The following is a 12,224-nucleotide window of genomic DNA, read 5'->3' on the forward strand; positions in this document are numbered from 1 at the left end:
ATAACAGTATTACAACAAAAATCGGAGGTAAACCACATGGCAGACAAGGAGAAGGTCACGCCGCAGCAGGCAGAGAATATCGAGCACAACGCCGGGCCGGCCGAAAAAGAAAAGGTTGAAAAAGAAGTAACCGCAGAGGCAAAGGCTCAAGAAAAAACCAACGAGACAAAGGCTAAAGATAAGGCGCCCGAAAGAACCGAGCTTGAAAAGCTGCAGGACGATTATGCGGCGTTAAATGATAAATATCTTCGGTTAATGGCGGAATATGACAACTTTAGAAAGCGCAGTCAGCGCGAGCGCGACGCCATTTATCCTGAGGCAACAGCCGCCGCCGCCACCGTGTTTCTCACGGTTGCGGATAATTTTGAACGGGCGCTGGCCGCTGAATGTGCCGATGCTGAATATAAAAAGGGTACCGAGCTGACCTACCAGTCGCTGATGGATGCCTTTTCTAAACTGAAGATCGAAAAATTTGGTGAGTCTGGAGACGCCTTTGACCCCAACCGTTACAACGCGGTGATGCATGTCGAGGATGACAGTGTCGGAAGCGAGACGGTGGTCGAGGTTTTCCAAAAGGGCTATCAAATGGGCGATCGTATCATCCGCCATGCGATGGTAACGGTTGCAAACTAAAATGGTTTGAGCACGGCGGTAAGCCGTTTCAGATAATTAATTTTGTATAGAATCGTCTGTGATATATTGAGGAGGAAATGACTATGGGTAAGATTATTGGTATAGACCTTGGAACTACAAACTCTTGTGTATCCGTCATGGAAGGCGGCGAACCGGTCGTTATCACAAACGCCGAAGGCGGCAGAACTACGCCGTCGGTCGTCGCGTTTTCTAAAACGGGCGAGCGTATGGTCGGCCAGGTGGCAAAGCGCCAGGCAATCACCAATCCTGACAAAACGATTAGCTCTATTAAGCGCAAGATGGGCTCGGATCACACCGTAACCATCGACGGAAAGAAATATACCCCCCAGGAAATTTCGGCAATGATCCTGCAGAAACTCAAGACCGACGCCGAGGCCTATCTGGGGCAGACAGTCACCGAGGCGGTCATCACCGTTCCGGCATACTTCACTGACGCACAGCGCCAGGCGACCAAGGACGCGGGCCGCATCGCCGGTCTGGATGTCAAGCGTATCATCAACGAGCCGACCGCCGCGGCACTGGCCTACGGCGTTGATAAGGAAAACGACCAGAAGGTCATGGTTTATGACCTTGGCGGCGGTACCTTCGACGTTTCGATCATCGAGATGGGTGACGGCGTACAGGAGGTTCTGGCGACCGCAGGTAACAACAGCTTGGGTGGCGACGACTTTGACGATCGCCTGATCAAGTATATGGCTGAGACCTTCAAGAAGGAAAACGGCATTGATCTCACTCAGGATAAAATGGCGATGCAGCGTCTGAAGGAAGCGGCCGAAAAAGCGAAGATCGAGCTTTCGGGTGTGACGACTGCACAGGTTAACCTGCCATTCATCACCGCCGATGCCACCGGCCCGAAGCATTTGGATATGAGCATTACCCGGGCGAAGTTCAACGAGCTGACTGCCGACCTTGTTGCGGCTACGATGGGCCCGGTTAAGCAGGCGCTTTCCGACTCGGGGCTCACCACCGGTCAGATTGACAAGGTGCTCATGGTTGGCGGGTCGTCGAGAATCCCCGCTGTTCTTGACGCTGTAAAGAGCTTTGTCGGGAAAGAGCCGTTCAAGGGCATCAACCCTGACGAGTGTGTTGCAGTAGGTGCTGCCATCCAGGGTGGCGTGCTTGGCGGCGATGTTAAAGGTCTGCTGCTGCTCGACGTGACGCCGCTGTCTCTGGGCATTGAGACGATGGGTGGTGTGTTTACCAAGATCATCGATCGCAACACCACTATCCCAACTAAGAAGAGCCAGATATTCTCTACCGCCGCCGACAACCAGACCTCGGTCGAAGTGCATGTGTTGCAGGGTGAGCGCGAGATGGCTTCCGGCAACAAGACACTGGGTCTCTTTAAGCTCGATGGCATTCTGCCCGCCCGCCGCGGCATGCCCCAGATTGAGGTAACCTTCGATATCGACGCTAACGGCATTGTGCACGTTACGGCGAAGGATAAAGGCACCGGCAAGGAGCAGAACATCACGATTTCCTCCTCCACCAATATGTCTAAGGAGGATATTGAGAAGGCTGTTAAGGATGCCGAGCAGTTCGCTGAAGAGGATAAGAAGCGCCGTGATGAGGCTGACATTCGTAACAACGCCGACCAGCTGGTTTATCAGACTGAACAGGCGCTCTCCGAGCTGGGAGATAAGGTTGATGCTGCCGACAAGGCTGAAATTGAGCAGAAGCTCAACGCGTTGAAAGAGGCGCTCAAGGGCACCGACAACGAGCTGATCAAAACCGGCACCGAGTCGCTCTCCAAGAAGTTTGCTGAAATGTCTGAGAAGATCTACAAGGCTGCACAGGCTGAGCAGCCCGCGCAGGATCCCACGGGTGGCGCGCAGGGCGACAGCCAGAACGCTGACTTTGTTGACGCCGATTTTAAGGACGCCGAATAAGCAAAAAATGCATATAGGAAAAGGCCTTTGACGCCGAGCTGCGCCAAGGGCCTTGACCCCTGTTTGCACATCAGAAGGGAGATGATGCGATTTGGCGGAGAAGAAGGATTTTTATGAGGTGCTAGGCGTGTCCAAAGGGGCCTCAGATGATGAAATCAAAAAAGCCTACCGCAAGCTGGCCAAGCAATACCACCCCGATATGAACCCCGGGGATAAAAAGGCCGAAGCAAAATTTAAAGAGGTCGGCGAGGCTTACGAAATACTCTCAGAGCCGCAGAAGCGCGCGCGTTATGACCAGTTTGGCCATGCGGGGGTGGACCCCAGCTACGGCGCAGGGGCTGGGGGCTTTGGCGGTGGCTTTGAGGACATAGATTTGGGAGACCTGTTCGGTAGCTTTTTTGGCGGCTTTGGCGGCTCTACCCGCACCCGCAACCCTAATGGGCCAATTCGTGGGCGGGATATTGGGCTGACGCTGTCACTATCGTTTGAAGAAGCGGCGCTGGGTTGCCAAAAAGATATTTCGATACCCCACCTTGAAACCTGTGAAACCTGCGCGGGGTCAGGCGCAAAGAAAGGTACCACCCCTGATGTTTGCTCCACTTGTGGTGGTTCGGGCAGCATACGGGCCACTGAGCGCACGATGTTGGGCACCATGCAGGTGCAAAAGACCTGCCCCCATTGTGGCGGTAAGGGTAAGGTTATCAAAGACCCTTGCCCCGATTGCAGCGGTCAGGGTCGCGTGAGAAAACAGCGAAAGCTGACAGTTACCGTACCGGCGGGCATTAACCATGGTCAGACCTTTACGCTGCGGGGCCAAGGTGATGCGGGCTTAAACGGTGGCCCGGCGGGCGATGCCAACATCACCGTCTCAGTGCGGCCAGACCTCGTGTTTGAGCGCGACGGCTACGACATTTGGTGCGATATCCCAATAACGTTTATGCAGGCGGCGCTGGGCGATGAAATTACTGTCCCGACGCTGGAGGGCAAGGTGAAGTACAATATACCCGAGGGTACACAACCCCAGACGGTGTTCCGCCTCAAAGGGCGGGGCGTCCCCTTTATCAACGGCCGCGGCAAAGGCGATCAGTTTGTACGCGTAGCGGTTGAGGTGCCAAAATCGCTTAACAATAAGCAAAAACAGGCACTGCGCGACTTTGAGGGCGCGCTATCAGATCGCAATTATGAAAAGCGAAAGAGTTTTTTTGATCGCATCAAAGACTCGATGCGTGGCGATAATCAGTAACTACGTTAATAAAAAAGCACCGAAGGACTTATGGTCTTTTGGTGTTTTTTTAACGATTGATTTACTTTTTATCCATTTCTTACTCAACAATAGCCCTGTTCAAATTGTGTAAATTGTCGTATAATAGGAAAGCTAAGTGCAAATGGATTTGAAACGGAGAGGTTATTAATGATAAAAAAAGGTATTGCGCTGATTCTGGCAATGGTTTTATTGGCGTCCTGCCAATCTGCGCCATCCAGCTCTTCGGCGGCTCCCTCATCTTCGCAGAGCAGTTCCTCGTCAGAAACTGCCGACCACATTGAAAATGGTCGCTTTGTGTTTAAGCAGCTGGATGATCCGGTGTTCACCATGGACTACGAGCCGCGCAGTGGGTCGGTAACCATGCAGCACTTTGGCTTGAATTTCCCTAATGGTACCGATACCGACTGGCTGGGCGACAGTGGATTTGATACGCTTTTTAACATCCATGAAGCCGAAACCGACCAGGTATATGGCTCGGTTGTCATTACGACGGCGCCGGCCGATTTGGCGGCCTATTATAACACAAGTGATCCCCAAGAGCAGCTCAACCAGATGAAGCCGACCTTTTTTACAACCGATGTCTATTACGAGGGCCTTAAGAAAAATATTGTTGAGGACTTTGGGTACGACTTGATTGTGGACGAAAAGGGTATTGCGTTTGATGGCGGCTGGAATGCGTTTTATTTTGAATTTATCGATAAAGAAAGCGGCAATCATGCGCTGCGCTTTTACATGTGCAATGACCAGATGAATGAAAAGTTCTACGCCATGACTATCAAGGTGGATGTGCCGGTTAACGACACCGAAAACCTGAAGATTTATCGCGATATTATCTTTACTCTTCATCCCATGGAAGGCTAATAAAACGCACCGGCAACATGCCGGTGCGTTTTTACGCTTTAGGATGGCAGGGAAGAAAACAACTCGGTATAATGCGCCATCTGTTCCTGTTTTGATCGCTCATAGGCTGCGCGCGCATCCTGTACGATAGAATCGTCTGCGCCTATTGCTGCAAGCGCTGCTGACATCTTTAGCAGAATTGCTTCCGACTGGGCGTCGCTTTCTTCTTCGAGCGCGGTCACGCGCGGCAAATATTTTTCCATCAAAGACGGTAGTGCAGCAGAGCGCTTGTCGGGTGAAAGCCCCAGATATTCCGAGAGGGCTTCGTCGGCCAGCTCGCCAAAAGCGAGGACATTGCGGTCTTTTAGTGCGAAAAGTTCTTTAATATAGGGCTCTGCCGCCTCCAACTTTTCTTCCTCTGTGGGCGGAATAAGTTCGTACGGCTTTGAGCTTTCACCATCGACCGGATAAAGCAGAGCGTGTGCCGAGGGATCCGGCAGCGAGTCTCCGGAGTATTCGGACGAGTCGGACGTCCCTGCTTCAGCGGGTGGTATGGGGTTGGTGAGCGGTTCGTCCATAACAAAGCGTGGCGAGGTACTGCTGCTCTGGGATGAAGCGGTCGACTCAGGTTTCGATTCAGGCTCAGGTTCGGTGCTGATGGGGGGCTCTGAGGACTCAGCGGGCATGCTGGTCACAGGTGTTTTGGCCATCCTTAAAGCCTGTGTCAACTGCTCATCTTGACCCAGATAGGCGGCCGAGAGGGTAACAAGCAGCAGAGTGAGAACAAGAATCATGGCACGAAGCATTAAAAATCCTCCCTAAAATCAGTGGGATATAGACTCATACCTTCTCATTCTACCCGTGCTTTAAAAATGTTATTCAGACAACAAAAAGAAACGGGGGCTGGTCATTTGACCAGCCCCCGTAGGTAATGGAAACAATTTAATTAATAAGCCCTGCCCCAAACAACCATAGCGGTAGCTTTTTTGCCGCAGATTGGGCAACCGTCTCCGAGTTGCTCCTGTTCAAAGGGCATGCAGCGGGAGGAAAGCCCAGCCTTTTCCTTCATGGCCATCTCGCACTCAAGAGTGCCGCACCACATGGTTTTCAAAAATCCGCTCTTTTCAGCTGAGAACGCCATAATTTCTTCCATCGTAGTGGCTGTAAAGGTTTTGTTTTCGCGGTTTTCAAGCGCCATCTGATAGATGCCGTCGTGAACCTTTTGTAACAGCGAAGGGATCTGTGCGTTGAGTTCGCTGAGCGAAATAAAATGCTTCTCACGATTGTGGCGGGTGACAACGACGCACTGTCCCTGTTCGATATCCTTGGGGCCAAGCTCAATGCGCAACGGCACGCCCTTCATCTCATACTCGGCGAATTTCCAGCCGGGGGAATTGTCCGAAGTATCAAGCTTGACTCGGCAGACGCCAGAAAGCTGTTGTTTTAAATTTTCAACGGCTTCAAGCACACCGGGTTTGTGCTGGGCAACCGGTACAATGACGGCCTGCCACGGTGCGATAGCAGGCGGCAGCACTAAACCGTTGTCGTCGCCATGCGTCATGATGATGGCGCCGATAATGCGGGTGGACATACCCCAAGAAGTCTCATGCGGGTGCTGAAGCTTATTATCACGCCCCTGAAAGGTGATGCCAAACGCCTTGGCAAAGCCATCGCCAAAATAGTGCGATGTACCGGACTGCAGCGCTTTGCCATCGTGCATCATCGCCTCTATCGTGTAGGTGCGCTCGGCGCCCGCAAACTTTTCCTTTTCAGTTTTTCGGCCTTTGATGACTGGAATCGCTAGGAACTCCTCGCAAAGCCGTGCATAGCAGTCGAGCTGCTGCTCAGTCTCCTGCATAGCTTCCTCGGCAGTTTCGTGGATGGTGTGACCTTCCTGCCACCAGAATTCGGCGGTGCGCAAAAACGGGCGGGTGGTCTTTTCCCACCGGCAGACGGAACACCATTGGTTATAGAGCATTGGCAGATCACGGTAGGAGTTGCAGACCTTTGCAAAATGCTCGCAGAATAGCGTCTCAGAGGTGGGGCGTATACAAAGGCGCTCGGTGAGCTCTTCTGCTCCGCCGTGTGTTACCCACGCAACCTCAGGCGCAAAGCCTTCGACGTGATCTTTTTCGCGCTGCAACAGTCCTTCGGGGATGAACATGGGCATCATAACATTTTCGTGCCCGGTTTCCTTGAACATGCCGTCGAGCAGGTTTTTAATGTTTTCCCAGATGGCCGTGCCATAAGGGCGCACGATCATGCAGCCACGCACACTGGAATAATCGGCGAGATCGGCTTTTCTTACAATATCGGTATACCACTTGGCAAAGTCAACATCCATCGGGGTGATGTCTTCCACCAATTTCTTTTTATTATCCGCCACTTCAGATATTCCTCCTTAAAAGCGCCATATACCCAATTATTATACGTTTTGATACGGCAAAATGCAAGCCGCCCATTACAGAAAACCCGTCTTCCTATGAAAGACGGGTTTAAAAGGGTACCGCGGTTTGATTACGCCAGGGTCTCTTCAATGAAATGCACGATATCGCCAACCGTTTTGATGTTCTCGATTGCTTCGTCAGGAATTTCGGTATCGAACTCGTCTTCAAGGCTCATGACGAGATCGACAATATCCAGCGAATCTGCGCCGAGGTCATCAACGATTGAGGATTCTGAGGTGATAAGATCCTCATCGATATCCAACTGCTCAGCAAGGATATCCCTTACCTTATCAAAAATCATTTTGGTTCCTCCTTAGGATGATAGACGCTTGTTAGATGTGTTTAGGCGTCCTTAGCTTTGTACGTGAACATAATAGCGGTTTTCTATTGGCTTGACAAGTGGGAAAATGAAATTTAGCATAAAAAATTTTATCCAGATAGGGGAGGATAATTGGCAAATCGCATAAAAACCATGGATTACACGTAAAAAAACATATGTTTGCATTTTTAAGACGCCTGTGATATAATTTAGAAACTTAAAACTTTGGAATGCGGAGGGAAAAGGATGGAGAATTTAAGCGACAAGGAGCGTAGCCTGCTCGCCTATATCAAGGAGCGTTTGATTGACCAGGTGCCGCCGACTGTGCGTGAAATTTGCCGGGACCTGAATATCAAGTCAACCTCTTCCGCACACCGTTATCTCAAAAGTCTTGAGGCGAAGGGCTATATCAGCATGGGTGACAATGAGAACCGCGTGATCCGGCTTGTCGGATCAGGCGCAGTTCGCACCGCGCAAATTCCGCTTCTGGGCACCGTTACGGCCGGGCAGCCGATTTTGGCCTTTGAAGAGGTCACCGACTACATTCCATTTTGCGCCGACGGTGAAGACCCGGCTAAGCTTTTTGCGCTCAACGTACGAGGCGACAGCATGATTGAGGCCGCCATTCTTGACGGAGATGTCGTAATAGTGCGGCAGACCCCCTCGGTTGAAAATGGTGCGATTGCCGTAGCTATGGTTGAGGATGAGGCGACAGTCAAACGCTTTTATAAAGAAAACGGACATTATCGACTACAGCCTGAAAACAGCAGCATGGAGCCGATCATCGTACGGGATTGCCGCGTTTTGGGCCGGGTGGTGGCTGTGGTTCGCCGCCTTTCATAAAAAGCAATATTTTGGCTCGCGGTGTTTTATGCGTGTTTTTTTTAATTTTTTATACGTTAACGATAATACTTGCGTCTTGATGGATGACGAATAAATTATTAAGGGGCCGGTTCCGCTCAAAAACGGATGCCGACTCCTTATATTTTAATTGCGCCAGGAGGCTATTGTGAACTTGGCGCAATATATTGTTCCAGCCTGTAAAACATCGCTTTAAAATAATCATTTGCGATTTTGAACTTTATATACAGCAATTATTTTATGCTTGTACGGTGGACGGGGGTTTGTTATACTTATTAATAAAATATTTGTGAGGGCAATACATATGAGCCAAAAGAAAAAAAGAAAAGATTTCTGGTGGATATTTGCTATTGTGACAGCGGTAATCAAAATATTTAGCAGTGAAGATGGTTTTGGTACGATAATATTCGGATTGATTGTTGGCATCATAATTTGGGGCGTCGCAAGTGTAGTAAAAAAAGTGAAAAGACATAATCAATCTGAGGTACAGGCTTATCAGAGCGAAGTACGAGGTCAGGCCGCACAAATGAGCCATCAGAGGGCTCAGGATTTCAAGGTGAGGGTTAATCGACACAATCAGGCTTCAGAAAGGGTTGCCTCTTCGTCCCGTGAGGTGAGCGGAAGGGCGCAGGAGCTAAAAGATCTGTTTGAGGCAGGTATCGTCGACCGTAGTGAATATCTTGAACGTATGGCGGAAATTGAAGCTGAAATGCGCTGATTTAACTTAAAAGGGCCGATGCGGATAGAGTTTATTTCGCAAATATGATGCGAAATAAAACTTTCTGCGACGGCTCTTTGTTATCGCTGGGTTTTCTTGATTTTTTGAGCTGCTTTCGATATAATATTCTGATACAGGAGGAGAGAAAAGATGCTTTACAGACTCTTTGGCGGACTGAGCTTTCAAATTGTTTTAGCGAGACTGATTGTCCTGATGACGGCTATACCGGTGCATGAATTTGCGCATGCGTGGGCAGCTGAAAAAATGGGCGATTCCACTGCGCGCTATTCCCGTAGATTGTCCCTAAACCCCTTGGATCACATCGACCCCATTGGCGCGCTGATGATTCTACTGATTGGCATCGGCTTTGCTCGGCCCGTGCCGATCGATTCACGGAATTTCCGCGATCACAAAATGGGAACCATCGTCACAAGTCTGGCAGGGCCGTTCTCCAATATACTCATGGCATTGGTCTGCATGATCATAGCCAAGCTTTTGCGGTTGGTTTTTATCGCGACCCAGTTGGGATTTTTGGTGGGTATCTATCAGGTGGTTTCCTTTATGGTCAGCGTCAACCTTATGCTGGCGGTGTTTAACCTGCTGCCGATTCCACCGCTTGACGGCTGGCACGCTATCTGCCCTTTGCTTCCCCGTGAGATTTACTGGAAGATAGCGGCCTATGAGCATCAGATGGTCTGGCTTGTGCTCTTCCTTGTTTGGTTCGGTGCATTTAACGGCATTCTCGGTACACTGAGTGGCGCGTTGTATATGTTGCTGGATGCGATAACATTCTTTATCTAAAAAGAGTGGAAAGGAACTAAAGCCATGACACAGCTTTCCTTTCGCCTTTCGGATTTTGAAGGGCCGCTTGACTTGTTGTTGCATTTGATTGCCAAACACAAGTTGGATATATTAGATATTGAAATTTCAGAGCTGCTGCGGCAGTATCTGGCGTTTATAGAAAACCGCGAAGACCACGATCTGGAGGTGGCGAGCGAATTTCTTGAGATGGCCGCACGCCTTGTGCATATTAAAACCGTCATGCTGCTGCCGCGCCACGAGGAAGAGGCAGACGACCTTAAAAACCGACTGACCGGCGAGCTGATGGAATATCAGCTCTGTAAGCTGGCGGCAAAGCAGCTCGGTGCGCTGGCGGAAGGAAACCGTCTTTATGTGCGTGCGCCCATGGCGCTTGAAACCGATTTAACCTATCATTTGACTCATCCGGCTTCCATACTTCTTGAAGCCGCAGCTGTCGCCACTGGTAGAGCGGTTCGCCGTCAGGCGCTGCGTCCGGCAGTTTTTTCCGGCATTGTCAAGCGCCGGATGGTGTCGGTTTCGTCTCGGATCATCCACCTGATGCGCAAGCTCTATCGCAACCCGAATAGTCGCTTTAGCGCGCTATTTGAAGATCAACAGGACCGCAGCGAACTTGTGGCCACCTTTTTGGCGGTGTTGGAACTGATCAAAGGCGGGCGCATTACCATTTCGCCCGACGGCGAGACGGTTCACTTTCACCGTTCGGTAAAAACATCGGAACAAGAGGTGCCGGTATGAGCAAAAAATTGGAACAAACGCTGCTGGCGGTGCTATTTGCCGTCGGTGAGCCGATTGCGCCCGACCGAATTGCAGAAGCGCTTGATATCGGCGTCGACAGTGTGCGCGGCCTGATTGAACATTTGCGTGACACGTTGGACATGCAGGACGGCGCTTTACAGATTTTAAACTTAGGCGGCCAGTATCAGCTGGCCACCCGCAACGAATATACCGAGGATATCCGAAAGGTCATGCAGGAACGGCGCAATGTGCCGCTTTCGCCGGCGGCCCTTGAGGTGCTGGCGGCAGTTGCCTACAACCAACCGGTGACCAGGGCCTATGTTGAACAGGTGCGTGGCGTCGATTCCAGCGGCATCATCGCCAATTTGACTGAAAAAGGCCTGTTGGAGGAAGAAGGAAGACTGGAGCTGCCCGGCAGGCCTATCGCCTACCGTACGACGGCGCATTTTCTGCGCACCTTTGGACTCACATCCCTTGAGGAACTGCCACTGACAGCCGCCGCCGATATATTGGAAGAGGAGTCGCCCGATGATGTGATAGAAGGCCAGATCGTGTTCGGTGAACAGGTTCGGGCTCTAGAAGAATAGGTGGGCGGCATGAAGGTGTTTGGCTGCATTTTACTGCTGATTGTTCTGTTTTTAATGGTGCCGGTTATTGTGCACATCGATTCTGCGCCTGAAATAACAATCACGGTTAAATATTTTTGGTTTAAAAAGGGCATTCTTCCCAAAGGTGAAAAAACTGCAGGGAAGAAAAAGGCGTCAGCCCGCCCAAAAACTAAAAAAAAGAAAAAAGAACGAGAAAAACGTGCATTATCTTACACGCTGCAAGAGCTTTTGGACTTGCTGCAAACGTTACAGCGCCGTACCAGCCCCGCCGTGCGCCGCCTGTTGCGTCGCACCTCGCTAGCGAAGTTTCGCCTATGCATGATTGTGGTGGGAGAGGATGCCGCAGAGACTGCGATTAAGTTTGGTAAGGTCAACGCGCAGGTGTTTACCGCCGTCGCGTTGGTGAAAGAAACCATTCGGCTAAAAGCTGACCAGATCGAAATTCTGCCGGGATTTGGCGCCAGCCAAAGCGAGATTAGCTATTCAGGCGTTGTTCGGCTTGCGCCGCTTGCTCTGCTGGTAGCTGGTGTGCAAATCGCCTTTTGGGGTTTGGTTTCCGCACTGCCGCTGTTCTTAAGATCCTCAAAAAAGAAGACGTCAAAAAACGCTGGCGACGATGCTGCCGCCGCTTTGCGAAAGGAAGATCAGAATGGAAAAGAAACACCCCTTGAGCGAGGTGCTTGAATCCTCTCTTGAGAAACTGAAAAAGCTTGTGGATGTCAACACCATCATTGGTGAACCGCTTACCATGCCCGACGGTGTCACCATTATTCCAATTTCCAAGGTCAGTTTCGGCTTTGCCACCGGTGGGTCGGAGCTGCCCACCTCTAAGCCCACTAGCCCATTCGGCGGCGGTTCGGGCGGCGGGGTGACCATTCAGCCGCTAGCATTTTTAGTTATTTCAAAGGGCGACGTAAAGCTCTTGCAGATGCAGACAGCCGACAATACCGCTGACCGCGTGGTGAACATGATGCCGGGCGTCATCGACAAGGTCTCAGGCATTATTCAAGATCAAATGGCCAAAAAGGCTGAAAAAGCGCAGGAGGTATAAAGGGCCACGCGCAATA

At 50.8% G+C, this 12,224-nt stretch carries 14 protein-coding genes; 11 read left to right on the plus strand and 3 right to left on the minus strand.

The genetic code is table 11. The features are described from left to right. Positions 1 to 36: 36 nt before the first annotated feature. The 4 genes from grpE to RBH76_10060 all read left to right on the plus strand — a co-directional run bounded on the left by grpE (position 37) and on the right by RBH76_10060 (position 4,668). Positions 37 to 633, plus strand: a complete 597-nt coding sequence (grpE, locus tag RBH76_10045) for a nucleotide exchange factor GrpE (protein ID WMJ83064.1) — start codon at positions 37 to 39, stop codon at positions 631 to 633. 83 nt (positions 634 to 716) lie between these two features. Further along, on the plus strand, positions 717 to 2,543 hold the full coding sequence (dnaK, locus tag RBH76_10050) for a molecular chaperone DnaK (GenBank protein WMJ83065.1): 1,827 nt from the start codon (positions 717 to 719) through the stop codon (positions 2,541 to 2,543). A gap of 91 nt (positions 2,544 to 2,634) precedes the next feature. Beyond that, entirely contained in the window at positions 2,635 to 3,786 is a 1,152-nt protein-coding gene (gene dnaJ / locus RBH76_10055; GenBank protein ID WMJ83066.1) for a molecular chaperone DnaJ, read from the plus strand. Positions 3,787 to 3,954: 168 nt separating this feature from the next. Then, entirely contained in the window at positions 3,955 to 4,668 is a 714-nt protein-coding gene (locus tag RBH76_10060; GenBank protein ID WMJ83067.1) for a hypothetical protein, read from the plus strand. A 38-nt stretch (positions 4,669 to 4,706) separates the two neighbouring features. Here RBH76_10060 and RBH76_10065 read toward each other — a convergent pair whose 3' ends face one another. The 3 genes from RBH76_10065 to acpP all read right to left on the minus strand — a co-directional run bounded on the left by RBH76_10065 (position 4,707) and on the right by acpP (position 7,395). Continuing rightward, positions 4,707 to 5,453, minus strand: coding sequence for a hypothetical protein (locus RBH76_10065; protein ID WMJ83068.1), 747 nt, complete (start codon positions 5,451 to 5,453; stop codon positions 4,707 to 4,709). Between the two features lie 140 nt (positions 5,454 to 5,593). Next, on the minus strand, positions 5,594 to 7,033 hold the full coding sequence (gene proS / locus RBH76_10070; protein WMJ83069.1) for a proline--tRNA ligase: 1,440 nt from the start codon (positions 7,031 to 7,033) through the stop codon (positions 5,594 to 5,596). A 131-nt stretch (positions 7,034 to 7,164) separates the two neighbouring features. After that, on the minus strand, positions 7,165 to 7,395 hold the full coding sequence (acpP, locus tag RBH76_10075) for an acyl carrier protein (GenBank protein ID WMJ83070.1): 231 nt from the start codon (positions 7,393 to 7,395) through the stop codon (positions 7,165 to 7,167). A 264-nt stretch (positions 7,396 to 7,659) separates the two neighbouring features. Here acpP and lexA point away from each other — a divergent pair, with 264 nt between their 5' ends. The 7 genes from lexA to ytfJ all read left to right on the plus strand — a co-directional run bounded on the left by lexA (position 7,660) and on the right by ytfJ (position 12,208). After that, the gene (gene lexA, locus RBH76_10080; protein ID WMJ83071.1) at positions 7,660 to 8,256 is read left to right on the plus strand and encodes a transcriptional repressor LexA; all 597 of its coding nucleotides are present in this window, start codon (positions 7,660 to 7,662) and stop codon (positions 8,254 to 8,256) included. A 322-nt stretch (positions 8,257 to 8,578) separates the two neighbouring features. After that, positions 8,579 to 8,992, plus strand: a complete 414-nt coding sequence (locus RBH76_10085) for a hypothetical protein (protein ID WMJ83072.1) — start codon at positions 8,579 to 8,581, stop codon at positions 8,990 to 8,992. Positions 8,993 to 9,142: 150 nt separating this feature from the next. Further along, positions 9,143 to 9,793: a site-2 protease family protein gene (locus RBH76_10090; GenBank protein ID WMJ83073.1), complete on the plus strand. Its 651-nt coding sequence runs from the start codon at positions 9,143 to 9,145 to the stop codon at positions 9,791 to 9,793. A 24-nt stretch (positions 9,794 to 9,817) separates the two neighbouring features. Further along, a complete protein-coding gene (locus tag RBH76_10095; protein WMJ83074.1) occupies positions 9,818 to 10,549 on the plus strand; it encodes a segregation/condensation protein A in 732 nt (243 codons plus the stop codon). Further along, positions 10,546 to 11,136, plus strand: coding sequence for an SMC-Scp complex subunit ScpB (gene scpB, locus RBH76_10100; GenBank protein WMJ83075.1), 591 nt, complete (start codon positions 10,546 to 10,548; stop codon positions 11,134 to 11,136). Before RBH76_10095 ends, scpB begins: the two co-directional genes overlap by 4 nt. A gap of 9 nt (positions 11,137 to 11,145) precedes the next feature. Further along, entirely contained in the window at positions 11,146 to 11,841 is a 696-nt protein-coding gene (locus tag RBH76_10105; protein WMJ83076.1) for a hypothetical protein, read from the plus strand. Then, the gene (ytfJ, locus tag RBH76_10110) at positions 11,807 to 12,208 is read left to right on the plus strand and encodes a GerW family sporulation protein (protein ID WMJ83077.1); all 402 of its coding nucleotides are present in this window, start codon (positions 11,807 to 11,809) and stop codon (positions 12,206 to 12,208) included. Before RBH76_10105 ends, ytfJ begins: the two co-directional genes overlap by 35 nt. The last annotated feature ends 16 nt before the right edge of the window (positions 12,209 to 12,224 follow it).

It is taken from the genome of Oscillospiraceae bacterium MB24-C1, from assembly GCA_030913685.1.
Taxonomy (GTDB): Bacteria; Bacillota; Clostridia; order Oscillospirales; family Ruminococcaceae; genus Yanshouia.